Source organism: Kitasatospora albolonga, from assembly GCF_039535905.1.
Classification (GTDB): Bacteria; Actinomycetota; Actinomycetes; order Streptomycetales; family Streptomycetaceae; genus Kitasatospora; species Kitasatospora albolonga.
Genome location: NZ_BAAAYB010000146.1, coordinates 15,128 through 40,689, shown reverse-complemented (window position 1 = coordinate 40,689; position 25,562 = coordinate 15,128). Strand labels below are relative to the sequence as shown.

The window sequence follows — 25,562 nt, the reverse complement described above, 5'->3', positions numbered from 1 at the left end:
ATGAACACCGGCAGCCCGTACAGCATCGCGCGACACGACCGCTGTCCGAACGGTTACGGGATGTGAGCACGAGGTGGTGGGACCACGGCGCTCGCGCCGTCGGCAAATACTCTCGAGCACCTTGCTGGTGGGTGCTCGCGCCTACGCACAGCTCGTGGTGTCACTAGCACGCGCCGTCAGAGTGCCCCACCGGCGAAGCGAGGTACGGCTGGACGGCCAACGATCACGATTAGCGACCTGCGGCGGACCGCCAGATGGCGACCAGGGGAGCAGACAATGACAGGGGGTGCGTCGAAGAGCATCCAAGCTATCCGTCGGCCGCAGCCAGCGCCGAACTGTGGGTGATGCACTGCGAGTCCGGCCAACTCGGCCGAAGAGCGGATGCCGCTCGGTCTCAGTCGCCGTACGTGCAGAACACGTACCGTCCTGACGGCAGGAACCGATTGGAGCCAGGCCGTCACCCTACCTCCGGAAGCAGGCGAGTCCGCGCAAGCCAGGTCGAGAAGTTGAACTCTAATCGACCGCGAAGCCCTGATGGCAGCCCAGCACGACGTGCCGACGCCGAGCACCGGTGTTCCCGTAGATGCCGCCGCTCCGCGCCTCCCCTGCCAGCACCCTCGCAAAAGGGGCGTCCAGACTAGCTAGCGCTTGGAGTCGGTCCGCCTCGCTGCCGTGATGACTCCGCGCAGGCCGATATGGCGGGTCGAGCTTCGCGCCGGGCTGTGCTACCCATCAGCAGCAACCTACGACGGCCGGAGGCGTGTGTCTGACCTCCTCAGAGACGCGGAACACCGTGCCGCACTTCGGTTCACTGCGCGCCAGTGCGCGCAGTTGGAAAGCAGGACGTTCCGATAGGTACTCGAGGATCCGTCCCTGCGACCACGAGCAGCTGACCGGAGCAGCGAAGAGTCGGAGACGGGCAGACCGGCCAGGGGAGTGTCATCGGGCAGCGGTGGCCGCGTCGCATCTAGCCCCCAGCCAGTAGAGTTAGTGCGCCCCGCGCACGAGCGGGCGGGTTTCGCCACGCAGTCCGCGCAACAGAAAGGGCACACGACCGCACGACAGGCAAGCCGCACACCGGGAAAGAGAGACGCGATGACGAGACATAGCAAGCGCCCCGACGGCCCACGCTAACAATGAGAGACGCCAAGTCGACTCTACCACGCCACCCGTGTACGGATGCCGGAGCAGTGCGACGACCACGTTGATGGCCGCGAAGCCAGCAGGGAGTTGATTTATGAGAGCGGCACAGCGGACCGTCGACGTGCATGCCTCGCCCGCGGGCTTGTGTCGCCCCTTATTCTGCCTACGGGAGTCCTCCATGAAAGGACCGCACCAAGCCCCCGAGTTCGTAGCGACGCCTTCGACAAGCTGCGTGTTAGCCCCACCGGCGTGAACGAGATACCCGGTCGAAAAAGATCGGGAAGCCGACAGTGCAGGTGTAAGATAGACGGATACTCGACGCTCCCGGCCCCGCCAAGCAGACTTGTGGACCGAGGGCCTACAGCCCGCTTGAAGTGAAGCGCCCTCACGGCAATCCGGGCCGGCCTGCGTGGCGCCCGCCAGCCTCAGACGTGAACGGCATGCACGCCGAATAGGGCACACTCGGCACTCGTAAGCCCCTCGCCAGTGTGAGATACTTCCTTAGTCGCCTCCGTCGAGGTGGCTGGATAGCGTTTAAGCCCAATCGAGCGTCGAGCGCTACTGGGTGGGCATCCAGCAGGGGCTGCCGTTTTGTCGAGCAGAGGACCCAGCCCTCATCGCACCTACCCAGCCCAGCCCGGAGCCGGTCGCGCGAGCGGCAGGGACCCTGATGGGACAATGTTGAGCCACTGTTGCCCCGACAGAGACGCCCGCTCGAAACGATGCACCTCAGCAGAAGACGCGCCCGGCCTCGCTCTGCGCGCGATGAGGGCCGGCCGACAACTCGCGCAGTCCTCCAGGCACGCACGATGCCCGCCAGCCCGCGCGCCAGGACGCAAAGCAATCGAAGCCGTCCCGGGCTCAATTAAGCGCGATACGGAACGGAGCAAGGCGAGTCCGGCGGGCCTTCGTCGTTGCACAGGCGGACGAAGAGGGACGATTCATCGCGGCGCAAGGAGCGGCGTGTCAGAGCCCACGGCCCTGCAGTCACTTGCGACAATGGCCCAGACCGCCCAGGCAGCGGATGGCCTCCTAGTCCGAGCAGCTACGGCTCGGCCGCCGGACGCCTCGCCCACCGCCAGTGCGCCTCACCTGAGATGTGCTACCCCGACCAGCCCCTGGCCTCGGCGCCCCGACGGCGAAGAGCTCCCGCCATCCCTAGGGCGAATGCCCGCGCCCCTGTTGCCAGCCCCGAACATCGGCGATCGCGTATCAATAAAAAGAACCAGAAACCTCAAGGGGGCAGACCCGCATCGACCGGCCCCTATCCGCCGCAGGCCGTTCAGTACGGCTCATGCTCGCAGCTATCGTCGCACTGTGACCCCAGGGCCGCAGCCGACGATCGCATCCGCCCACCTCATATACGGGGCGGAGCAGCGTCCGGCGGCCGGACTCGGACACGATTTACGAAAATCGCGCTCAGGCACAGGCTCCAGGCGCGGCCGACGTCGACCCGCAGGGCTGACGCTTGGCGCGAGCGGTCAACGGCACTAGAGGCGGCCCTCACCGGACTACCGGACATCCGACGTGCGGCGCGCGCGACGCGCCAGCTAACGGCGGTACCTGCCCGCGCGATAAGACGACACCGGCAGCCCGGCCGCCCACGGCTCGTGCAGCGCCCGGACCCCCGAAGCGCCGGTGAGCAGCCGGTCCCACAGCCGTGCGGTGGTCGCTCCGAGAGGGGTCACGCTCCCCAGACCGGTGATCACCACCCCGGGGCGCGCCACCCTCATGCGAGGGAACCGCTCTGCACGGGGTGCGGACCCGCCGCGGCCGTGACCCGCTCGGCCAGGTCCCGGACGGTGACGAGCGAGGAGGCTTCGTCCTGCGGGATCGACGCGGAGAGGCGCTCGTTGACGACGGCCAGGAGCTCGACCATGGCGAGCGAGTCGAGTTCGAGGTCCTCGCGCAGGGTGCTGTCCGGGGTCACCTCCGCCAGGGGGACTTCGGCCACCCCGGCCACGATGGTGGCGACGGCCGGGTGAATGGTTTCCTCGGTGCCGGCGGGCATGCTGTTCTCCGTGATGGTTCTGGTCGGAAACGGTGTTCACCATGCTGCACCACATTCACCGTCGAACCATCCCCGTCACGGTAGTCCGGTGGTAGTAGGACGGTACTGGTCGTATCGGCCGGTACCGCCGGGGCGCGGCGGTCAGGTGCTCCCCAGGATCTTGACCAGGAGTTCGGACCGGTCGCCCACCGAGAACTTCAAGAAGATCGCGTGGCAGTGATTCTTGACGGTGTTCTCGGAAATGCCGAGCGCGGTGGCGATCCGGCGGTTCGTCCGGCCCAGCAGGAGCAGCTCCAGGACCTGCTCCTCGCGCGCCGTCAGCCTTCCCTGAGCCGGTCCGACCTGCGCGAAGCAATGGTCAGGGGTACGGCTTCCCTGGGCGGGCACGGTGACCTCGGGGCGCTCGGCGGGCCGCTGGAGGTGCGCCAGGGATTCCTCGAGGAGGGTGAGTCTGGCGCGGATCTCCTCGACCAGGCGGAGGTGGACCGACGAGGGTCCGGACGGCTGGGAAAAGGGGTGCTCGGTGCAGTCCACCTGAACTCCTGAAGGTTCGGATCATATGCATGGTTCTCCGTGGTCCTCGTGTTTGATTCTCCCGGCCGAATGACGGCAAGCCCGGGCGGAAGGGATGTTTTCGGCGTGGCTTCCGAATTTCCGTCGAATTCCCGGCGGAGAACGGGGTGCGCTGCTACAGTCCGCGCCCCCGGGCATGGCTCCGAGCGGAGTATCCGGACGTGTCCTGCGGTGGGCGCACGCGTTGAGCCCGCCAGGACGGCGGCGGGTCCGGGCGGGAGCGGCCCGCCGGACGGGCTCCCGCGAGAGACCCGAGGACGAGCATGACGGTGTCCAAGCCCCGCAGGGACAGCAAGGTGAGCAAGGCCAGGGAGAGCAGGGAGCGCAGGCGGCAGGCGGCCGAGCGCACCAGCGCGACGGAGTGGTTCGGCAGCGGCGTGCACGCGGCGCGCGGGCTGATGCACCTCGACGTGCGCGCGGCCGGCAACGGGCTGCTGCTGACCGCCTCGCCGGCCGAGGCCGAAGGGGACGTCGGCATCTGGCAGTTGAGGCTCCGCAACGACGCCGACGGCCGGATCCTGCGCGAGCTCGCGGCGGCCTTCCGGGACGGCGCCCAGTACGCGCTGGCGCAGCCCGAGGACGTCCCGGGACCGGTCGCGTTCTTCCCCGACCCGGCCCCGTCGGGCCTGGGGATCCTGGTCGCGCTCCGGCCCGACGGGCCGGAGGAGGCGGGGGGGTTCGAGGTCATCCGACGGGCCGAGCTGCCGCTCTCGCTGTGGGCCGAGGCGGGCGTCGCGATGGAGCCGATCATCGCCGCGCTCGACACCGACGTGCCGCCCGGGCTCTGGGAGCGTGAGGAGGCGGTGGCCTGCCCGGGCTGCCTGCGCCCGGTCTACGGCGACGAGGCGTCCACCGGGGTCCTGGTCGGCGGCGGGTACCCGGTGGTCGGGCTCTGCCGGATGTGCGTGAGCGGGCAGACGCTGCGGGCGATCCGGATGACCGGACTGGCGGTCCCGCAGCAGCAGGGCGTCGTGCTGGCGTCGCTGGAAGCGGCACGGGAAGCATGACCGGGGTGGCCGGGGTGGCCGGGCCGACCGTCGTGGTGGCGGTCGGACGGGCCACCGGCACCGCCGGGGGAGCGTCGCCCGCCCGTGACGGGGAGGCGGGGTGAGCAGCCAGCCGGGCCGCCGGCTGCTCGGTCGGCGGCGTGGCCGGGGCCGCTGTGCCCGGCCGACCGTGCTGACCCTGGTGGCGCCGTCGGGCGAGCCGGTGACCCTGGCGGCACAGCTGTGCTATCTGGCGGCGGACCCGTACGCGGTGCACCTCGACTGCGAGGCCGCCCCGGGGGCGGCGGTGGTGCGCTGGACCTTCGCCCGCGAGTTGCTGGTCACCGGCCTGCGGGAGCGTGCCGGCATCGGGGACGTCAGGATCTTCCCTCCCGGCGTCGGGGACCCCGAGCACCTCGTGATGGTGCTCTGCGGAGTCGAGAGCAGCGCACTGCTGCTGGCCCCGGTGGCCGACGTCGAGGACTTCCTGGCAGCTGCGGAGCGCCTCGTTCCCACCGGATCCGAGCACCGCCACCTCGGCGTCGACCGACTGCCCTCGGACCTCCGGCGGCCGCCCGGGGCCCGGCCGTGACTGACGGGGCGTCACCGGCCGGCCCTGTCGTACCCGCCGTCCGGCGGGGGTCCGGCGGGGCATCGGGTCGAGGAACCCGCAGGTCGGCGGGGGTGCACCGGGACTTTGGTCCTGTTTCGGACACCGATGGGTCCACGGCTGTTCCCCCGGATGTGTGGATCGTGTGAGGATCGCCACCGAGCCGCCCCGGGAGCCGGTGCACATCCTGGCCCGGGGCGGCACCCAATGCCGCGGCACGTGCTGACGGCGGCCCGGAGAGGTGCCCGATGAGGATCCTGATGCAGGTCGGCTTCGCCGCCGCTACCCTTGCCGCCCTGGTGGCCGTCGTGCTGATCGTCCGGGACTGGCGGCGGCTGGGCGGGGCTGCCGTAGCGCCGCACGCGGATGGAGCAGTGCCGGCTCACCCGTGCGGGTGGAAGCCGTAGTGACATCGGGGGAGTTTCGGACCTTCCGCGTGGTTCCGGGCTCGCGTGGGCGCCACCCCGACGGGTTCAATCACCGCCGTGCATCCGATTCAGCCGAACCGATCCAGCACTCCCCGGCGCGCCCTCCTGGGGGGAGCAGCCGCCCTGGCCGTCGGCACGACGGCCTGGTACGCCGGCCGGTCCGTACCCCGCCCGGCGGGGGGCCCGGTCCCGCCGCCGGAGTCCCGGCCGACGGTGCGTCAGCCCGGGCTCGTGGCGCCGCCGTTGCCGCACGTGCTGCTGCTCGCCTACGACCTGACCGGCGCCGCCGGCGAACGGGCGGCGAAGGCCCTGGAAGCGCTCGTCGGAGCCTGGAACGACACGGCTCGCAGGGCCTCGGTCGTCACCGTCCTCGGGGTCGGTCCGGGCCTGTCGCAGCGGGTCCCGCTGAACGTTCCGGAGGGGTTCCGGGACCTGCCTCCACTGCCCGGCGACCGCCTGGATCCCGGCCGGAGCGGGGCGGACGTCCTGCTCCAGGTCAGCGGAGCGGACCGCGAAGTCATCGGCAAGGCAGCCGGCCTGATGGACCATCAGGCCGTCGGCCTGCTGAGTGCCCGGTGGCGGCAAGCCGGGTACCTGCCGCCGACACCGACCGGGGAGACCCCCCGGAACCTGTTCGCCTTCAAGGACGGCACGGCCAACCCCGGCCCCTCGGGCGACCGGTGGATCTGGCTGGAGGACGGGCCGCAGGCCGGCGGGACCTACCTGGTCTACCGACGCATCGTCATGTCCGTGGAGGCCTTCGCCCAACTGCCGCTGGAGCGGCAGGAGGCGGTGATCGGCCGGCAGCGGGAGGACGGGCGGCCGCTCGGCGGCAGCCGGGAGCACGACGAGCCGGACTTCCACGCCAAGACCCCGGAGGGGCGCTACCTCATCCCGGCCACCGCGCACATCCGGATCGCCAACCCGCGCCTCGACGGCGGGGCGCGCATGCTGCGCCGGGGATACAACTACGCGGACGGGCCGGACGACCAGGGTCTGCTGTTCTGCGCCTACATGAAGGACCCGGCCCTGTTCGTCCGGGTGCAGGAGCGCATGGCCGAGCGGGACGCGCTGACCCCGTTCGTCGAGCACCGGGCCTCGGCCGTCCTCTACGTGCCCCCGGGCTCGGGAGAAGGGCTGTTCGGCCGCTGAGGCGGTGAGGCCCGCCCATGGCAAGGGGCCGAGCGGCTGACGGTGCGTGAGGGTCCGGTCACGCCGTGCTGGTATATCTGGCGACATGTCCGACACAGTCATGATTGTTCATCGGCGCCGAAGGCGGCGCTGGATGTCCGGCCTGCTCGCCGGTGCCGCCGTCATCTCCCTTGGCGGGGCCGCCGGTTGTTCCTCCGACGGCGGGCAGTCGCCCCCGCCGCCACCGGCCGTCATCCGGGTGCCCGAGGACGCGCCCACGATCCAGCAGGCGGTCGACCGGGCCCGGCCGGACGACCAGGTCCTGGTCTCGCCGGGGGTCTACCGGGAGAGCGTCCGGGTCAGCCGTGAACGGATCGTCCTGCGCGGCACCGACCGCAACTCGGTGGTGATCGACGGCGAGTTCAAGCGCGGGGACGGGGTCGTGGTGACCGGCGCGGGCTCCGTGGTGGAGAACCTGACGATCCGCAACAACCTCTTCAACGGCCTGCTGTTCACCGGCGTGACCGACCCCAACTTCCAGGGACGGGGCGGTAGCAGTGGCGAGTACCAGGCGATGGACACCACCCGGTTCCCGGCGATGCGCGGATTCCGGGCCTCGTACGTGACGGTGCACAACAACGGCCTGTACGGCATCTACGCCTTCGACACCCGGGCCGGTCTGATCGAGCACTCCTACGCCTCCGGCCATGCCGACTCGGGTTTCTACGTGGGCCAGTGCGACCCGTGCGACACGCTGCTGCGCGGGAACCTGGCCGAACACAACGCCATCGGCGCCGAGTTCACCAACGCCTCGGCCGGGCTGCAGGTGGTCGGCAACCGGTTCTCCGGCAACCGGGTCGGGGTGAGCATGGGGTCCGACACCCTGGAGGCCCTGGCTCCCCAGCACGGGGCGGTGTTCGCGGGCAACGTGGTGACGGACAACGCCGACGGCCTCTCGCCCGAGCAGGCCGAAGGCGGCTTCGGCATCGGCCTGGGCATCGGTGGCGGGGTCGCCAACGTGGTGGTCAACAACCTGGTGACCGGCAATCCGACGGCGGGCATCATCGTCTCGACCGCCAACGGCTTCAAGCCGATCGACAACAAGGCCACCGGAAACTCCCTGAGCGGCAACGGAGTTGACATCGCCTTCACCGGCAAGCCGGACGCCGGAGCGAGCGGGAACTGCTTCGCGGGCAACGCCGCGACGAGCGCCACGCCCGAGGGTTTGCTGTCCGGCCCCTGCCCGGCGGCGGCCGGCGGGACGGCGCCCACGGGAACGGGGACCGTGCCACCCGGAGTCTCCTTCCACGACGTCCCGGTGCCCGGCCCGCAGCCCGGTGCTCCCGGGGCGAGCGGCGGCCCGGCCGTGGGCGATCCGCCGCTGTTGGCCGATCCGGCGACGGCGCCGCTGCCCTCCGACCCGAAGGCGGTGCCCGGCGATGCGCGGTGACGGAGTGCGGACAGGGCGGAGCGTCAGGTGGCTCAGGGTGTTGGCGTCGCTGGCGGTGCTCGCGGCGGCCGGCTGCGGGCCCGGGAGTGACGACGGCCCCGCGAAGGACCCGGCGAACGACGTGGCGGAGGGGTCGACCAAGCTCGACCGGCTCGCCACGGTCCGGTTCACGGCCGGTCTGACGGGCGGGGCGCACTTCTCCTCGGTGCTGTCCGGCTCGGGCCTCTACCAGTCGATGACCGGAAAGGTGGACTGGAAGAACCACGTGGCGGAGGCGACCGTGACCAACAAGGAGGCGGACGGTTCGGTCGGCCATTACACGATGGTCTGGAACTCCGGTTCGCTGGCGTTCAAGAGCCTCGACGCGGGTGCGCTCCAGGGGAATGCCGAATGGAAGACGCGTCCGCTGAATCCCACCGGATCGGTGGTCGAGCGGGCCATGTGGACGGTGCTCGCGATTCCCTCCGACCGACCCGAGAATCCCGTTCTGCTGGGCTCCGGAGGGGCGATGTGGCTGCGGAAGGACCGGGTGGAACAGCAGGAGGTCGACGTCTTCCGGGGGCCGGGGCAGCGCGCGGAGGGGCAGGAGAAGCTGGCCGCCGCCGCGGTGTCCCCCGAGTTCTGGTTGGACTCCGGCGGGCAGCTCCGCCGATTCCGCGCCCCGATCGAAAATGGGATGTTCAGCTTGGATTTCTCCGATTGGGGGAATCAGCAGATCGCCGATTCAGCCCAATTGTCGGAACGGGCTCCATCGGAATCCCCGGCGGCCGCACCCAGCCCCTGAGCGGTGGTGCGTGGGCTGACCGGGTGGCCGCCGGGCGACACGGTGAGTAAATGAGCGAGGAGCGTCATTGAGCCGCGTTACGAATGTGGCCGGTCGCAGTGGGTGATCAGTGACTTCATGTCATATCAGCTGCTCGGCTCCATTTGAGGCGCGGCTCCAAGCCTAGATGCCGTGACATTTTTCCGTGACAAGGTGTCGCGAAAGGGAATGACGTATGCAGAGGTGGACTGCACCTGACCGGAGAATCCTGTCTCCGCGCAGGGTCGCCATGGGGACGGGTCTTCTCGTCCTGTTGAGCTCGTCCGCGGTGGGACTGGCCAGCGCCGCAACGGTCTCCATCGGGGTGAACGCCGCCGTGGTGCAGGACGGGTCCGGTGAGCCCACCGCCTCCGATGGGCCGGGTCTCGACAGCAGCCTGAAGAACGGCATCGTGCGCACCAACGACTCGATCGCCTATCAGGTCGAGATCCAGGCGCTGACCGGCACGGCCAACCGGCCCCGGTTCACGGTGGAGGCACCGGCCAACACCAAGTGGACCGTGCTCCCGCAGAAGTGCACCGGGACCGGTTCGGGGATCTCGGGCAGCACGCTCACGTGCGTGCTGCCCGACATGACCTCGCAGACCGAGCAGGTGCCGCTGGTCCTGCAGATCCTGGGGACGGCGAAGAACAACGACAAGGTCAAGATCTCGGTCCAGGGCACCGCGGACAACGCGGAGGGCGGCGGTTCGAGCTCGACCTCCCCGGAGACCACGGTCAGCGCGCTGCCCAAGTACAACCTGGTCAAGGACGGCAAGTACAGCTACGGCGACAAGCCCGCCAGCGGCCCGAACGGTGAGGCCGGCCGACTGCTGACCATGCCGATCGTGGTCGAGGCCCGCACGGTCGACCCGGCGCGCGGTGACTTCAGCAAGCTCGGCCAGGAGACCCTGGTCTCGCCGATGAAGTTCACCGACGACATCTCGAAGCTGATGAACGGGTCGGCCAGCACCGGTGCCCGGCTCTACACCTGGGACCCGGCCAAGCCGGCCTGCGGCGCCAACGACGCCACGATCTCGAACGCGGCGTACGGCGTGGCGGGCATGGGCACGGCGGTCAACACCACGGCGGGCAGCGGCACTTACAGCTGCGTCCAGGGCGCCCCGGGCCAGAACGTCGACGTCACCATCGCCGACGCGGTCTCCACCCCGCCCTCCTACCCGACCAAGGGTGCGGACGGCACCGACCTGCCGAAGAGCTCCGGCGTCATCAGCGCGGGCTACCTGCGGATCTGGGTCCCGCAGACCGAGCTGGACACCCTCACCGCCTCGAGCGGCGGCAGTGCGCTGCTGACCAACACGTACACCGGGTTCTCGCCCACCTCGGTCAGCGGCCAGACCAACTACGGCACCGGCAACACCGAGCCGCTGGAGGACAACTCGCAGACCGTCGGTGTCAACGGCACCGGCTCCTTCGGCAAGGAGTACGAGAGCGTGGCCGGCGGCCCGCCCGGCACCGCGCCGAAGAAGAAGGACAACAACGCCCTGGTCACCCCCGGGACCCACGTGCGGTCCCACGTCTTCATGAACTCCACGGACACCGACGACAACCCGAACTTCATCGCCTGCGACGTCTTCGGCGACGGCAACCAGACGATCAGCAAGGCTCCGGCCGAGAACGGCATCAACGCCACCGGCAAGTACGCCACCGCCGTGCCGGCCGATCCGTCCGTGGTCATCGAGTACGCCGCCTACAAGAACTCGGTGCCGGCCACCGCCCTCGGGAAGAAGCTCGACCCGATCGGTGCGGGTGCCCAGCTCAAGCGGACGTGCGACGACGCCGACGGGCCGTGGTTCGCCACCCCGGAGGAGGTGCCGGGCGGTGTCGCGGCGGTCGGCAAGGTCCGCTTCAAGACCACGCTGCCGAAGGGCGGTGCCCGGGACTTCTACACCTTCCTCACCGTCAACGGCACGGGCCTGGAGAAGGGCGACATCGTCCGCAACGCGGCCGCGCTCAAGCCGCTGAGCGGGAGCTGGCAGAACGACACCAGGCCGGCGTACGCCCCGAAGGGGGCCGACGGTGTCATCGACCCGAAGAAGAACTACGCCAGCGGCCCGCTGGCGGACCACCTGCTGATCACCCCGGTGCTGGCCCGGATCGACAAGAAGACCGTCGACCCCGGCTCCGACGCGCTGAACACCCCGGACCAGCAGCGCCAGGTCCTCAAGGGCCAGACGTTCACCTACGCGCTCTACCCCTCGCTGAAGTCCAACGCGGACGTGCCGCACGACCAGGACCTCACGGTCGTCGACACCCTGCCGGCCGGCTTCGCCTACGTCGCCGGCTCCGCCTCGGTGGCGGAGCAGTCGGCGGTCAAGAACACCGACGGCACCACGACCGTCACCTGGGTGCTGCCGGCCCAGAAGGCCAACTCCACGATCGCGCCGATCACCTACAAGGTCGCGACCGACGCGAACGCGGCCGACGGCACGTACCAGAACAAGGTCGTGGTCTCCGCACCTGACGACCTCAGCCCGGAGGACCTGCGCCAGGCCAAGCGTGCGCTGACCATCGTCGCGGGCACCGGCGTCACGGTGAAGAAGTCCACCGACACCCCGATCGTGCCGACCGACTCGGACCTGGTCTGGAAGCTCACCTACAACAACCCGCAGACCCTTCCGCTGACCGGCCTCGACATCATCGACGAGCTCCCGTGGATCGGTGACAACCGGACCCCGGCGACGAGGTTCACCGGGACGCTGGCGTTCAAGTCGCTGAACGCGCTGCCGGCCGACCCGCAGGTGACCCTCAAGTTCACCGCCGCGGCGCACGGAAGCATCAAGTCCGACCCGGCCGACCCGACGAACAAGGCGGGCGGCGCCACCAAGTGGTGCGCCAAGACCGAGTTCGGCCAGGCCGGTTGCCCGACCGACGACGCGGCCGTCACGGCGGTCATGGTCAACGACCCGCGGACGCTGGCGGCGGGTCAGTCGCGCGACCTGCAGCTGGTGCTGAAGCCCACCGGCAACGCGGGCAGCGACATCTACACCAACAACTTCAGCCTGCACGCGCGGGAGTTGGTGTTCCCGGTCATCTCCAACGACGTGCCGATCACGGTGCCGGCGCGGAACCTCCCGACGCCGACGCCGACGCCGACGCCGACGCCGACTCCCACGCCGACGCCGACTCCCACGCCGACGCCGACCCCGACTCCCACGCCGACGCCGACCCCGACCCCGACTCCCACGCCGACTCCCACCCCGACCCCGCCGGTGACGCCTAGCCCGACCCCGAGCAAGCCGCCGAAGCCGCCGAAGCCGCCGCTCCCGGACACGGGCGTGAACCTGCTCTGGGCGGAGATCGCCGCGGCGAGCCTGCTCGCGGCGGGCACGCTCACCGTGGTCGTGAAGCGCAAGCGCAAGGGCCTGGACGGCTAACCCCGTTCCATCCGCCAGCCCGGGGCGGGAGCACCGCATCGGTGGTCCCGCCCCGGGCCTCTCCGTGCCACCCGTTGTTCCGCGTACGACTCACGAGGACCTCGATGACCCTGACCGCGGTGCCCGCCGGACATCTCCCGCCGGGCCCTGAATCCGAGCAGCCCACCCGCCCGTGGCCGGCCTCCGTCACGATGGCCGGCACCCTGTCGGTGGCCGGCGCCTGCATGATCATCTTCAATGAGTACCTCCGGGCCCTGGAGGCCAGGGCCGCCGCCTGGCTGTACTCCCAGGTCATGGACGAGACCACGGCCGCGGTGAAGACCGCGCTGCTCGTCAACTTCGACGACGCGAAGATCGTCGGCGTGGACGTCACCCAGTCGTGCAGCTCGGCCCTGCTGGTGCCCCCCTTCCTGTTGATGGCGGCCGCCGTCCTGCTCTCCGCCCGACGGACCGCCCGCGAGGTCCTCGGCGGACTGCTCCTGGCGGCGACCATCGTGGCCGTCGGCAACCTGATCCGTCTCGTGCTGATCGCCCTGGTCACCGTGCACTACGGCCAGCAGGGCTACCTCTGGTCGCACACGCTCGGCGGTTCCCTGCTCAGCATGATCACGATGGTCGCCGCCCTCGGCGCCTTCCTGCGCTACGGCGTCCGCGGCGGCAAGCTGGAGAACGGCCCGCGGCACGCCACGCCCGACGGGAGCGCGGCCTGATGCAGCTGCTCATCGCCATCGCGCAGAGCCTGTCGCTGGTCCTGTGCGGCATCTTCATCCTCTACGTCGCCACGCTGATCCGCGCCTACCGCGGCTGGCGCCCGCAGGCGCCCGGGCGGTCGGAGGACTTCCAGTGGCACTTCCTCATCCCGTGCCGGGACGAGGAGGCCGTCATCGGGCAGACCGTCACCGGCCTGCGCGGCAAGTTCCCCGGCGCCCACCTCTGGGTGATCGACGACGACTCGGACGACCAGACCGGTGCGATCGTCGAGGCCTTCGCCTCCGGTGACGACCGGGTCCACCTGGTGTCCCGCAAGCGCCCGGAGGCGCGGACCGGCAAGGGCGACGCGCTGAACGCGGCGTACCGGGCGCTGGAGGCCTGGCTGCCGCCGGACGCCGACCCGCACGGCGTGGTGGTCGGCGTGTTCGACGCCGACGGCCTGCCGGCCCCCGAGTGCCTCGACGTCTGCGCCGCGCCTCACCTCTTCGGTGACCCCACGGTCGGGGCGGTGCAGATCGAGGTGCGGATCCTGAACCTGAACGAGCGTCACCTGCTGCCGGAGAAGGGCCGGGCGGCCAACCTGTTCGCCCGGACCCTGCTGCGCATGCAGGACATCGAGTTCCGGGTGCCCATCGCCGCGCTGCAGTTGGTGCGCCGGCGGATCGGCACCGTCGGCATGGGCGGGAACGGCCAGTTCACCCGCCTGTCCGCACTGCGGGACATCGACGAGGGCAACGGCATCCCCTGGCGGGGTTCGCTGCTGGAGGACTTCGAGCTCGGCCTGCACGTCCTGCTGGCGGGGTGGCGCAACGAGTACACCCGGGACACCTACGTCGAGCAGGAGGGCCTGTTCGACCTGAAGCGCCTGATCACCCAGCGGACCCGCTGGGGCCAGGGCAACATGCAGTGCTCGCGCTACATGCCGGACGCCTGGTCCTCCTACCACGTGACCAACGCGGGCGTCTCCGAGCTCACCTACTACCTGATCCAGCCCTGGCTGCAGATCCTCGGTACCTTCGTCTACCCGCTGCCGCTGCTGGCCGTCGGCATCACCGCCCTGTTCGACCCGGCCGGGCTGCAGTCCTTCCTGATGGACGGCGGATGGGCCCTGTTCGCGGCCTACCTGGTGGTCGGGGCGGGGCAGTTCGCGGTCTGGGCGTTCCTCTACGTCGCGGCGAACGAACGGCAGAGCGGCTGGTGGCGCGCCGCCGGCTGGGGAATGGCGTACGTCCTGTACACCTACAAGTTCTACGTGACCTCGTGGAAAGCGATGATGCGCATTCTCACCGGCCGCAGCGGATGGTCGAAGACCCGGCGCAACGCCGAGATCTCCTTCGACGGCCCGATCGCGAAAGAAGCCTGAGGCCCGGGCCGGACGCGAAAGCAGATCCCCCGGTTGTACGAACGCCCCCGTCCGCACGGACGGGGGCTTTTTTTGCGCTCGGTTTCCCGTGCGCCAATGCGCTGACCAGCAGATTTCCCCGATGGCCCAATGGCAATATTCTCGGCTGATTTGCGTCACTCCGGAGTGTTGCGGCATACCGGTGAATCTCCGCGTGCAGTGGGCGCGCGCGAGCCCGGTGGGGGCACTTGCGGGTGTCGAATGCCCCTGTGCGCCGGTCGCTTCGTCCGCCAGTGGACGACCGACGGCTTTCTGGTGACACAAGTCCACGCGAGACTCGGAGGACATATCGTGCGTTTTGCTGCGTACCGATCGAGATCCCCTCGGTGGCGGCGCGCGGTGACCGGCTTCACGGTGATCTGCTGGCCCATTGTCGGGGCCGCAGCCGTGCTGGTGACCGCGCCTGCCGTCCTGCACCAGGCGGTCGAGACACTCTCACCCGCCATGTTCCGTCCGGTCGATGACGTCGCGTCAGACCGGTACCGGGCGGAAGCCCTCGAACCCACCACCCTCAACTACGTGATGGCCGCTGCCGCTTCGCAGCTCCGCGCGGAGACCACCGGCCCCGGCATCGCCGGGATCTCGGTGGACAGCAACGCGGACCAGAACGGCAACGTCCCCATCCAGACCGGTGGCCCCGGCCGCAACGACCACCGGTACGACATCGGCATCTACCCCTCGCCGGCCTTCCCGCTGCTCGGGGACGGCCCGGTGGCGACCTTCACCGGCTCGCTCGCCGTCGTCGGCCTCGGCACCGGCTTCGTCCTGTGGCGGCGCTCCAAGGGGTCCACCGCCTGGCTCCCGGCGAGGCAGGCGGCGTGAACACCACCGACGACAGCCCGAGACACCGAGCAGACGTGAGGAGACCGACGCAGTGAGCAACACCCGTAGGGCCACCGGCCGCGTGCGGGCCGGAACCCTGGCCGCCATCCTGGCCACCACCGGCGGCCTGTTGGTCCCCGTCACCACCGCCGTCGCCGCCGCGGGCGACGGCACCATCACCGTCACGGTGATCCACGACACCGACTCCAGCGGTACCTTCCGGGCCGGCAAGCCCGGCGTGGCCGGCCAGACCATCACGGTCACGGACGACACCAACACCAAGGTCACCGGCACCACCGACGCCAACGGCGTGGCGACCTTCACCGCCGCCACGATGGCCACGCTGACCACCGGCAAGTACCGCGTGGAGATGCTGGAGCCGGCCGCACCGTGGTGGTACGCCCCCGCCTACGGGCCCCGGAAGACGCCGGTGCCCGACGAGTTGCCCGACGGCGACCAGACCGGTACGCCGCTCTCCTCCTCGGTCGAGTTCGTCGACGTCTCCGGCGGCAAGAACGCCTCCCTGACCATCGGGGTGGTCCAGCCGGACGCCGTCGCGCCGAACCCGAAGCCGAAGGCGCCCACGCAGCTCGCCGCACCGATCTACCTCGGATCGACGGTGAAGCCCACACCCGGTGTGGCCACCAGCGACATGCCGGCGCTGATCACCTGGGCCCCCGACGCGACCGGCATCGAGGCCTCGCCCAACGTGATCGCCACGATGCCCGAGATCGGTGCCACCTGGGGCGTGGTGTGGAGCGACACCAAGAAGCTCTACATGACGGGTGCGTTCCTGCGGCGCTCGACCTTCTACGGGCCGGGCGGCTCCGGTGCGATCTACGCCACCGACCCGGTGACCAAGAAGTCGGCGCAGATCGCCACCGTGCCGAACGCGGGGAGCACCACGCACCGGTTCCCGAAGGCCGGGGACGCGAACTACCCGTTCTACCGCGACTCGCTCGCGGTCTGGAACAAGACGAGCAAGGAGGGCCTCGGCGCCCTGGAGCTCACCCCGGACGAGAAGACGATGTACGGGGTCAACCTCAACACCAAGGAGCTCTTCACGCTCGACGTCTCCGGTGCCACAGTGGCCAAGAGCCCGGCTCCGCAGCCGGCCCCGGCCACCCCGAGCTCCAACGTCGCGATCCCCAACCAGTGCACCGACGCCAACGACTGGCGCCCCTGGGGCGTCGGCATCAACCCGAGCGACGGCAAGGTCTACGTCGGAGGCGTCTGCTCGGCGGAGTCGCTCTTCTCCGGCACTACGGCCGCTGCGACCCCTGCCTCCCGGGCGGGGCTGAAGGCGGTCGTGCTCCGCTACGACCCGGCGACCAAGGCGTTCGACCCGACGCCGGTGCTCAGCCAGCCGCTGGACTACAACCGGGCGGACATCTGCACGGTGTGCGTGGGCGGGACCAACAAGACCCACTGGAACCCGTGGCTGCCGGACGGCACCGCCACCTGGTTCGGCAAGAGCACGTGGAACAACTACGCGCAGCCGATCCTGTCCGAGATCGAGTTCGACAAGTCCGGCAACATGATCATCGCCCTCCGTGACCGGTTCGGCGACCAGCTCGGCAACAACGACTACGGCCCGGTCGACGCGCCGTTCTCGCTCGCCGACATGGGCGGCACCGGTGGTGACCTGCGCAAGGCCTGCCTGGTCAACGGCTCCTATGTCTGGGACGACGGCTCGAACAAGGCGTGCCCCGGCACGGTCGACAACCCGTCCACGACGATGGAGGGCAGCCGCAGGCCGTACTACGACAGGCTCGGTCGGCCGAACGTCAACCCGAGCGACGGCTTCTTCAGCGACTCCTACGCCTACACCACCAACCACATCCCGCAGGGCGGTCTGGCGTACGACTCCTTCAACGACAAGGTGGTGAGCACGGCCACCGACCCCCTGGCCACCAGCGACGCCAATGCCTACACCGGTGGTGTCCGGTGGTTCAACAACACGACCGGCAAGGCGCCGAACACGGGCTACCAGCCGTACCCGATCCTCACCTGGCGCACGTCCACCTTCGGCAAGGCCAACGGCATGGGTGACCTGGCGCTGCTGCAGCCGCGGGACATCCCGGTGCCGGCCATCCTGCCGCTGCAGATCGGCAACCGGGTCTGGTTCGACACCAACAAGGACGGCATCCAGCAGCCCTCGGAGCCCCCGCTGGGCAACGTCGAGCTGGTGCTGTACGACGCCAAGGACGAGCCGATCGCGGTGAAGAACACCGACGCCCAGGGTCGGTGGGACTTCTGGGTGAAGCCCAACACGAAGTACAAGCTCTCCATGGAGATCGCCCCGGACGGCTGGACCGGTCTCCCGGCCGGTGTCGACAAGTCCACGCTGGTGTTCACCACGAAGGGCTCGGTCACCGCCCGCCCGCCGCTCTCGCGCTCCACGCAGGACGGCGGCAAGCTCCCGGCCAACGCGACGGTGGAGTTCCGCACCCCCGCGTTCGGTAGCGCGGTGGGCCCGGAGCAGTTCGGCTCCCTCGTCACCAAGGGGAACGACAGCCAGGGCTGAGCCCCGGCCCGACCCCGCCCGGGCCGGGACGACCCCGGCCCGGGGAAGTGCCACGCGGCCGCGGACGGAGCCGAACGAAAGCTCCGTCCGCGGCCGCGGTCCGGTCCCGCCCGTGCACCGGACCCTCCCTCACCTCCCGCCCGAAAGGAAGGCCGTCCATGGCCGCCATCTGCTCTCCGCGTGTCGCCGTGGTCGTCGGTACCCGGCCCGAGATCGTCAAGGTCTCCCACATCGTCGAGCTCCTGGGTGCGCAGGGGTACCTCGTCAACACCGGTCAGCACTACGACCACGACATGTCCGGCTCCTTCCTGAACGGCCTGGCCGCTCCGGAAGTCGAGCTGGAAGGCGTCGGCGGCCAGTCGAGGTCCCGGCAGTTCTCCCGGATCATCGACGGCCTCGGCGAGCACTTCGACCGCCGGCCCGCCGCGGCGGTGATCGTCCAGGGCGACACCAACACCGCGGCCGCCGCAGCGCAGGCCGCGCAGTACGCGGGCATCCCGGTGATCCACGTCGAAGCGGGCCTGCGCTCGCGGGACCGTGCGATGCCCGAGGAGATCAACCGGATGATGGTGGGGGGTGCTGGCCGACTGGCACTGCGCGCCCACCCGGCAGGACCGGGAGAACCTCCTCAACGAGGGCGTGGACCCGACCCGCGTGGTGGTGACCGGCAACACCATCGTCGAGGCCACCTGGTCCGCCGTCCCCGGGGCCGCCCAGCGTGCCGAGCTGCTGGCCCGGTACGGCCTGGACCACGGCCGGTTCGTGCTGGCCACCATCCACCGGCCGGAGAACACCGACGACGCCGGACGGCTCTCGGCGATCCTCACCCAGTTCGCCAAGCTCCCGCTCCCGGTGCTCTTCGCGGCGCATCCGCGGACCCGGGCCGCCGCCGCCCGCCACGGCCTCCAGGCGGACTTCGACCGCCTCAGCCCGACCGGTCCGCTCGACCACCGCACCTACCTGGCGCTGGCGAGCTCCGCGCGGCTGCTCATCTCCGACTCCGGCGGCCTCCAGGAGGAGACGACCGTGCTGAAGAAGCCGCTCATCGTGGTCCGCAACTCCACCGAGCGCCCGGAGTCCATCACCGCCGGCTTCGCCCACCTGGTCGCGCCCGGCCCGGAGATCTCCCGCCTCGCCCACGCCCTCATCGGCGACACCGGACTGCCGGCCCGGCTGGCCTCCGTCCCGAGCCCGTACGGCGACGGACGCGCCTCGGCCCGCATCGCGGCCCTGGCGGCCGACTACCTGCACTGAGGTGTGCCCGGGCCGCACCCCCAGTGGTCCATCGGGGTGGTAGCGGCCGTGGAGCCGTCGGCCTGGGCCCGGGGCGGGTGGGGGAGTGGAGCACCATGGGGTCATGACACAGAGTGACCGGATCGACACGTCCGGGCTGCCCTCCCGCTCCGACTCCCCGACCGACCCGCCCCCGCCGGCGGCCGTCCGCCCCTGGGCCCCGGCACGGCTGCCGGTCCTGCTGGTGCTCGGAACCTGCCTGCTCGGCATCCTGCAGAAGCTGCCCTGCTACCGGCGGGACTGGTTCTTCGGCGCGGCGGACCAGTACACCCACGCCTGCTACAGCGACATCCCGCACCTGTACAGCTGGCGGGGGCTGGCGGCGGGCCTCCACCCGTACCTGGACCGTCTGCCGAACCCCACGCCGAACATGCAGTTCCTGGAGTACCCGGTGCTGACCGGCCTGTTCATGCAGGTGGCGGCCTGGCTGACACCGGTCACCGGGGAGACCAGGGCCCGGGAGCAGTGGTTCTGGCTGGTCAACGCCGGGATGCTGACGGCCTGTGCGGTGGTGACCGTGGTGGCCCTGCTCCGGGCCCACCGCGGCCGCCGGGACGCCCTGCTGTTCGCCCTGGCCCCGGCGCTGGCGCTCAACCTCACCATCAACTGGGACCTGCTGGCGGTGGCGCTGGCCGCCGTCGCGATGGCGTACTGGTCCGCCGAACGGCCGGGAGCAGCCGGGGTGTTCATCGGTCTGGCCACCGCGGCCAAGCTCTACCCCTTCCTGCTGCTCGGCCCGCTGCTGCTGCTCTGCTGGCGGGCCGGAAAGTGGCGTGACTTCCGGCAGGCGCTGGCCGGTGCGGCGGTCGGCTGGTTGTTCGTCAACTTCCCAGTGATGTACGCGAGTTCCGAGGGCTGGGCCACCTTCTACACCTTCAGCCAGGCCCGCAAGGAGGACTTCGGTTCGTTCTGGCTGATCCTGATGCAGGAGCGGAACGCCCAGCTGGAGAGCCTCAACACCTGGGTCGCCGGCCTGCTGATCGCCGCCTGCCTGGGGATCTGCCGGCTGGCGCTCTCCGCCCGGCGCCGCCCGCGCTTCGCCCAGCTGGCGTTCCTGATCGTGGCCGCGTTCGTCCTGACCAACAAGGTCTACTCGCCGCAGTACGTGCTCTGGCTGATCCCGCTCGCCGCGCTGGCCCGCCCGCGCCGGCGGGACTTCCTGATCTGGCAGGCCTGCGAGGTGCTCTACTTCCTCGGCATCTGGTCCTACCTGGCCCGGGCCATCGACTCCAAGGTGTGGGGCATCGACCAGGACTGGTACCAGGCCGCGATCTGCGTCCACCTGCTCGGCACGCTCTACCTGTGCGTGATGGTGGTCCGCGACGTGCTGCGCCCCGAGCTCGACCCGGTCCGCCGCGACGGCGCGGACGACCCCTCGGGCGGCGTGCTCGACCGGGCCCCGGACGTCTTCGTGCTCGGCGCCGCCCGCCGCCGCCCGTCAGTCCCGGCCGCCGCGGGTCACCAGCATGACGACGGCGTCGTCGTCCCGGGCCTTCCCGTGCGCGTGCCCGAGCAGGTCGGCGCCGATGCGGTCGACCGCCCGCTCCAGGTCCGCCGTCCCCCACGCAAGCTCGGGTGGTGACGGGGTGAGGAGCACCGCGAGCCGGTCGTGCAGCGGATAGAACTCGCCCTCGGCGTTGCGCGCCTCCAGGACGCCGTCGGTGACCAGGACCAGGACCTCGCCCGGCCGGAAGGGCACTGACCAGGCCTTCCCGTCGTCGCCCGGCAGACCGAGCCCGAGTGGTGTGCCGGGCTCGGGCGGCTCCAGGTCGCGCACCCCTGTGGGCCCGACCACGATCGGCGCCACGTGCCCGCGGTGCAGCAGGACCAGGTGGTCGTCGTGGACCTCGACCAGCAGGGCGGTGACGAACTCGCCGCCCTCGCCGAAGCGGGTGACGTTCACGTCGACCCGGTCGGCCACCGTCTCCAGCTGAGCGTGGTCCACCGCCGCCTCGCGGAAGGCGTTCAGCACGATCGAAGCGGTCCGCACCGCCCCGAGCCCCTTGCCGCAGACGTCACCGATCAGGATCCGGGTGCCGAACGGGGTGTCCACGGCGGCGTACAGGTCGCCGCCGATCCTGGCCTCGGCCGCCGCCGCGAAGTACCGCATCCCGATGCGCACCGAGCCGACCGTGCCCGGCAGCGTCGGCAGCAGGACCTCCTGGGCGGCGAGCGCGACCGAGGTCACGTGGGCCAGCGTGGTCTCGCGGCGCAGGCGCACCTGCGCCTGGTAGGCACACAGGGCGATCGCCACCAGGAACACCACCGTGTTGACCACGAAGACCGTCGAGGTGATCAGCTCGTTGGGGTGGTCGTACCGGTAGAGGATCAGGCGCACGGGCAGGCAGACGGCGCCGACCACCACCACGCCACGGGGCGTCGCGGTGAGCGCGGCGAGCGCGGGGCAGAGGATCAGGAACGGGTAGAAGACCGTGTCCCGACCCGTGAGGACGTCCGTCCCCGCGATGACGGCCAGGACGAGCAGCGGCAGCCGGAGAGGTGCCGCTGCTCGGGCCAGGCGCGTGAGGGACATGAGCCATTGGTCTCACGTCGGCGCGCGCCCGCGCGAGCCGGAAGCGCTCGTGGAGTGACCGTCAGCCGAGGACCGGCTCCGCGACGGGCCGGCCGGCCGGCTGCCCGTCCGGCGTCGAGGCTGGGCGCACCACCCCGGCCACCGGCATCCGGTGCAGCGAGGTGAGGCGGACGACCGTCCCGGGCCGGGGTGCGTGGACCACCAGACCGTCGCCGACGTAGAGGCCGACGTGGGTGGCGTCCGCGAAGTAGATCACCAGGTCGCCCGGCCGCAGCGGGGTGTGCTCGGGCACCCGGGGGAGGTGGGCCCACTGCTCCTGGCTGGTGCGCGGGATCGTGGTCCCGGCGGCGGCCCAGGCCTGTGAGGTCAGGCCGGAGCAGTCGAACTCGCCCGGCCCGACCGCCCCCCAGACGTACGGGCTGCCGATCTTGCTCAGTGCGTAGGCGACCGCCTGCTGGGCGGTGGCGTCCGGCCGCTCGTCCGGGAGCGCGGCGGCGTCGTACGGGCCGGGCTTCCAGCTGCCGTCGCCGAAGCGGTCGGCGAGGTCGGAGCGCAGCCGCCCCTGACGGCTGGTCAATTCGTCGCGCAGGGCCCCGGCCTTGTCGACCTCGGCGGCTCCGGTGGTGGCCGCCGCCCGGGCGAGGCCGGCCTCCTGGGCACGGGCCTGGTACACCTCCTCGGCCTCCCGGTAGCGGTGGGCCAGGGCGGCGGCGCCGAGCTGGTCGTCCCGCCAGCGCTCCAGGCTCTGGGCGGGCGTGGAGTTGAGGAAGGTGGCCAGCCTGGTCAGCCCTCCGCCGGTGTACTGGGCCCGGGCCAGCGCGCTCAGCAGGTCACCCAGCATCTCCTGCCGGATCCGGCCGGCGTCCGCCAGTGCCTCGCTGGCGGTGGCGGTGCGGGCGAGGCGCTCGGACTCGGCCCGCAGGGCGGGGAGCCGGCCCTCGGCCAGCTCGATGCCCTGAGCCGTGGCCACCCAGTCGCTCAGGGTCTCGACGGACGGTGCCGGGCCGGGGGCGGCCACTTCGGCGGGCTGGCCGTCGGGGCCGAGCGGACCGAGGGCCGGGACGAATTCCTCGGTGGGGCGGACGGCGGAGGCGGACGGCGTGGGGGTCCGGGAGCGGGCGGGCGTGGGCGGTGCCGCAGCAGAAGGCGGCCACGGTGCCGAGGACCACGGCCGCGGCCAGACGCGCGGCACGGCCGCCGCGCGGACCGTTCGTCGAAGGGGAGTTCACCCGTCCCAAGGAGACAGAGCGCGGTGGACCGGCGGGGGAGCAGCGCTCTGGGCCTCCCTCGACCGGGTGACCCGGGCACGGCCGAACGGGCCCCGGCGGCACCGGCGGCGGCCGCCCCGGAGGGATGGGCCGTCGGGGTCCGGGAATGCACCCACTCCGGTGACGGCCCGATGAATAGTCATATCACCGTATTTGACCGGGTACTGACCGAGCGTTGCGAGGGACCTGTCGGCTGGAGAAGACACGTGACGGAACCGGAGGTGCCGAGGACGGCTCGGCGCCGCGCGCGGACGAGGCGGGCCCGCCGCTTCCTGCCCGCCTTGCTGGCCCTGGCCGTGCTCGGCACCGCGACGGGCGGGCCGGCCGTCGCGGGGGAGGGCGGCTGTACGGACGGGGCCGACGGGCTGACGAGCCGTCGGAGCCGGACGTCGGAGCCGGACGGTCCGCTGCTCCTCTCCCTGGCGAACGGCGGTGCCGCCCCGCGCTCCGGGCTCGCGGTCCGGTCCGGGCCCGGCGAGCCGGTCTGGCAGGGGGACCTCCCGCCGGGCCGGGAGGTGACGGTGACCCGGGCGGTACCGCCCGGGGACGGCCCACCGGAGCCCGGACTCTCCGTCAGCTCCTCGCAGTGCCCCGCTCCTTCGCCCGTCCCGGACGCCGGGGGTCACCTCCCGGACGGTGTGCCGCAGGCCCGGTTGCAGTCCTGGGGCAGGCCGCCGACCGCACCGCGTCGCCCCGGGGGAGACCTTCCGCTACACCATCACGGTGGTCAACCACGGCCCCTCGGCGGCCCGCGACGTGGTGGTGACGGACAACCTCCCCCGGCCACTGCTGTTCGTCTCCTCCGAGGACGGCTGTGCCGCCCGCGGGCAGAAGGTCACCTGTGGCCCGCGACCCCTGGTGGTGCCGGGCACCACCGCCTCGTGGGTCATCCTGGTCCGGGCTGGACCCGGCGTACTCCGGGACCGGGGAGGAGATCGCCAACCAGGGGAGCGTGGCCGCCGGCACCCCCGACCCGCGCCCGGCCAACAACACCGGGCCCCGGCCGGGTGCCGGGCTGCCGGGCGGATCCGTCACCGGGCCGACGGCGGACCTGGCGATCACCAAGAAGCACGCGGCGACCGGGCCGGCCGGTCCCGGCGAGACCTTCGACTACCTGCTCACGGTGGTCAACCACGGCCCCTCCGAGGCGGCCCAGGGTGGTGGTGGCCGACCGCCTGCCGCCCGCCCTGGCCTCGTCTCCTCCGCCGACGGCTGCACCGGCCGGCCGACGCCTACGGCGCCGAGCTGTCCTGCCCGGTCGCGGACCGCCTGGCGCAGGACACCCCCAAGACCTACGCCCTCACGGTGCGGCTCGATCCGGACTACCGGGGCGACGGTGCGGACGTGGTCAACCGGGCCACCGTGAGCTCGGCCACCGCGGACCCGGTGCCCGCCAACGACACCGCCGCGCTGACCGGCCTGCCGAACCTCGACGGCTCCGTCCGGCCGGGGCCACCGACCGCGGACCACGCCGTCACCGTCGCCTCCGCCACAGCCGTCCAGCCCGGCCGGCGCAGCACCGCCCGGCTCACCGTCAGCAACCTCGGCCCGTCCACCCGGCGGCAGCCCGCCGCCGTCACGGTGACGATGCCGGAGCGGACCAGGGTGCCGGACAGCGGGCTCCCTCCCGGCTGCGAGGCCGAGCAGGGCGGCCGCCGGATGCGCTGCACCGTCGCCCCGGGCCTTCGCCGGGCCGCTGACGGTCCGTTCGCGGTGGACTTCCCGGTCGACGTCGCCCCGTCCGCCCCGCCCAACGCCCCGCTCGCGGGCGGCAGCGCCGTCGTCAGCAGCCCGGAGGACCGCAACTCCACCAACGACAGCGCCAGTTGGAACGCCGCCACGCTGGGCGGCAGCGCCGATCTGGAGACCACCAAACGGGCCGTCCTCGGCTCCGGACGGCAGGCGGTCTCGCCCGGCGACGTGTTCACCTACCGGGTCGGAGTGCGCAACCACGGCCCTCCGACGCGCGCGGCGTGACCGTCACGGATCCGCTCCCCGCCCCGCTCGTCCTGGTCTCCGCGCCGGACGGGTGCGGCGCCGTCGGTCGGACCGTCACCTGCCGCCCCCCGGGGCCCCTTCCGGCCGGTGAGACGGTCCGGTTCGAGCTGACGGTGCGGCTGGCGGAGCAGTTCCGGGGCACGGGCGTGGCGGTGGACAACATCGCGACCGCCACCTCGGACACCCCCGACCCCGACCCGGCCAACAACTCCAACCGGCCGGCCACCACCGGCCCGGACGGTGGCCCGCTGCCCGTCACGCTCCCGCCGAGCCCGAGCCCGAGCCCGAGCCCGAGCCCGGAACCCACCGTCAGGCCGACGCCCCCGCCCCCGCCAACCCCCACCCCCGGTCCGCAACCGCTCCCCGACACCGGCAGCCACCTGCCGACCGGACTGCCGGTCGCCGCCTCGGTCGCGCTCCTCGCCGGTGCGGGATTGGTGACGGTCGCCCGTCGTCGGCGGCCCCGGACATGAGCCG

18 protein-coding genes and 2 pseudogenes are annotated in these 25,562 nt (G+C 71.5%); 16 read left to right on the top strand and 4 right to left on the bottom strand.

Features of this window, described 5'->3' with window-relative positions:
- Nucleotides 1-2,872: 2,872 nt before the first annotated feature.
- Both ABD946_RS36160 and ABD946_RS36155 read right to left on the bottom strand, forming a co-directional pair.
- Nucleotides 2,873-3,154 (bottom strand): acyl carrier protein, encoded by a 282-nt coding sequence (locus ABD946_RS36160; protein WP_345289937.1) that lies wholly within the window; start codon nucleotides 3,152-3,154, stop codon nucleotides 2,873-2,875.
- Nucleotides 3,155-3,295: 141 nt separating this feature from the next.
- Nucleotides 3,296-3,688, bottom strand: a complete 393-nt coding sequence (locus ABD946_RS36155; protein ID WP_345289935.1) for a LuxR C-terminal-related transcriptional regulator — start codon at nucleotides 3,686-3,688, stop codon at nucleotides 3,296-3,298.
- A 302-nt stretch (nucleotides 3,689-3,990) separates the two neighbouring features.
- Here ABD946_RS36155 and ABD946_RS36150 point away from each other — a divergent pair, with 302 nt between their 5' ends.
- The 14 genes and pseudogenes from ABD946_RS36150 to ABD946_RS36085 all read left to right on the top strand — a co-directional run bounded on the left by ABD946_RS36150 (nucleotide 3,991) and on the right by ABD946_RS36085 (nucleotide 20,868).
- Nucleotides 3,991-4,734, top strand: a complete 744-nt coding sequence (locus ABD946_RS36150) for a hypothetical protein (RefSeq protein ID WP_345289934.1) — start codon at nucleotides 3,991-3,993, stop codon at nucleotides 4,732-4,734.
- Nucleotides 4,735-4,834: 100 nt separating this feature from the next.
- Nucleotides 4,835-5,305, top strand: a complete 471-nt coding sequence (locus ABD946_RS36145) for an SsgA family sporulation/cell division regulator (protein ID WP_345289933.1) — start codon at nucleotides 4,835-4,837, stop codon at nucleotides 5,303-5,305.
- A 266-nt stretch (nucleotides 5,306-5,571) separates the two neighbouring features.
- Nucleotides 5,572-5,730, top strand: a complete 159-nt coding sequence (locus ABD946_RS36140; protein WP_345289932.1) for a hypothetical protein — start codon at nucleotides 5,572-5,574, stop codon at nucleotides 5,728-5,730.
- A 252-nt stretch (nucleotides 5,731-5,982) separates the two neighbouring features.
- A complete protein-coding gene (locus tag ABD946_RS36135) occupies nucleotides 5,983-6,903 on the top strand; it encodes a Dyp-type peroxidase (protein ID WP_345289930.1) in 921 nt (306 codons plus the stop codon).
- Nucleotides 6,904-7,036: 133 nt separating this feature from the next.
- A complete protein-coding gene (locus tag ABD946_RS36130; RefSeq protein WP_345289929.1) occupies nucleotides 7,037-8,332 on the top strand; it encodes a right-handed parallel beta-helix repeat-containing protein in 1,296 nt (431 codons plus the stop codon).
- Nucleotides 8,333-8,369: 37 nt separating this feature from the next.
- Nucleotides 8,370-9,116, top strand: coding sequence for a hypothetical protein (locus ABD946_RS36125; protein ID WP_345289928.1), 747 nt, complete (start codon nucleotides 8,370-8,372; stop codon nucleotides 9,114-9,116).
- 307 nt (nucleotides 9,117-9,423) lie between these two features.
- The gene (locus ABD946_RS36120) at nucleotides 9,424-12,531 is read left to right on the top strand and encodes a hypothetical protein (RefSeq protein ID WP_345289927.1); all 3,108 of its coding nucleotides are present in this window, start codon (nucleotides 9,424-9,426) and stop codon (nucleotides 12,529-12,531) included.
- Nucleotides 12,532-12,635: 104 nt separating this feature from the next.
- Nucleotides 12,636-13,241: an exosortase/archaeosortase family protein gene (locus tag ABD946_RS36115; protein ID WP_345289925.1), complete on the top strand. Its 606-nt coding sequence runs from the start codon at nucleotides 12,636-12,638 to the stop codon at nucleotides 13,239-13,241.
- Complete coding sequence (locus tag ABD946_RS36110; protein WP_345289924.1) at nucleotides 13,241-14,605, top strand: XrtP-associated glycosyltransferase; 1,365 nt, start codon at nucleotides 13,241-13,243, stop codon at nucleotides 14,603-14,605. Before ABD946_RS36115 ends, ABD946_RS36110 begins: the two co-directional genes overlap by 1 nt.
- Before the next feature lie 483 nt (nucleotides 14,606-15,088).
- The gene (locus ABD946_RS36105; protein WP_345289923.1) at nucleotides 15,089-15,466 is read left to right on the top strand and encodes a hypothetical protein; all 378 of its coding nucleotides are present in this window, start codon (nucleotides 15,089-15,091) and stop codon (nucleotides 15,464-15,466) included.
- Between the two features lie 52 nt (nucleotides 15,467-15,518).
- On the top strand, nucleotides 15,519-17,993 hold the full coding sequence (locus tag ABD946_RS36100; protein WP_345289922.1) for an SdrD B-like domain-containing protein: 2,475 nt from the start codon (nucleotides 15,519-15,521) through the stop codon (nucleotides 17,991-17,993).
- Nucleotides 17,994-18,151: 158 nt separating this feature from the next.
- Nucleotides 18,152-18,514 (top strand): annotated as a pseudogene (locus ABD946_RS36095) (UDP-N-acetylglucosamine 2-epimerase); the annotation flags it as partial.
- Between the two features lie 55 nt (nucleotides 18,515-18,569).
- Nucleotides 18,570-19,247, top strand: coding sequence for a UDP-N-acetylglucosamine 2-epimerase (locus ABD946_RS36090; protein WP_345289920.1), 678 nt, complete (start codon nucleotides 18,570-18,572; stop codon nucleotides 19,245-19,247).
- 103 nt (nucleotides 19,248-19,350) lie between these two features.
- Entirely contained in the window at nucleotides 19,351-20,868 is a 1,518-nt protein-coding gene (locus ABD946_RS36085) for a glycosyltransferase family 87 protein (protein ID WP_345289919.1), read from the top strand.
- Here the strand turns inward: ABD946_RS36085 and ABD946_RS36080 are convergent.
- A pseudogene (locus ABD946_RS36080) lies at nucleotides 20,809-21,396 on the bottom strand (PP2C family protein-serine/threonine phosphatase); the annotation flags it as partial. The gene ABD946_RS36085 and the pseudogene ABD946_RS36080 sit on opposite strands and share 60 nt — an antisense overlap.
- Nucleotides 21,397-21,880: 484 nt before the next feature.
- Entirely contained in the window at nucleotides 21,881-23,011 is a 1,131-nt protein-coding gene (locus tag ABD946_RS36075) for a C40 family peptidase (protein ID WP_345289918.1), read from the bottom strand.
- A gap of 712 nt (nucleotides 23,012-23,723) precedes the next feature.
- Here ABD946_RS36075 and ABD946_RS36070 point away from each other — a divergent pair.
- Both ABD946_RS36070 and ABD946_RS36065 read left to right on the top strand, forming a co-directional pair.
- Nucleotides 23,724-25,064 (top strand): hypothetical protein, encoded by a 1,341-nt coding sequence (locus ABD946_RS36070; protein ID WP_345289917.1) that lies wholly within the window; start codon nucleotides 23,724-23,726, stop codon nucleotides 25,062-25,064.
- Entirely contained in the window at nucleotides 25,061-25,558 is a 498-nt protein-coding gene (locus tag ABD946_RS36065; RefSeq protein WP_345289916.1) for an LPXTG cell wall anchor domain-containing protein, read from the top strand. Before ABD946_RS36070 ends, ABD946_RS36065 begins: the two co-directional genes overlap by 4 nt.
- Nucleotides 25,559-25,562 lie beyond the last annotated feature (4 nt).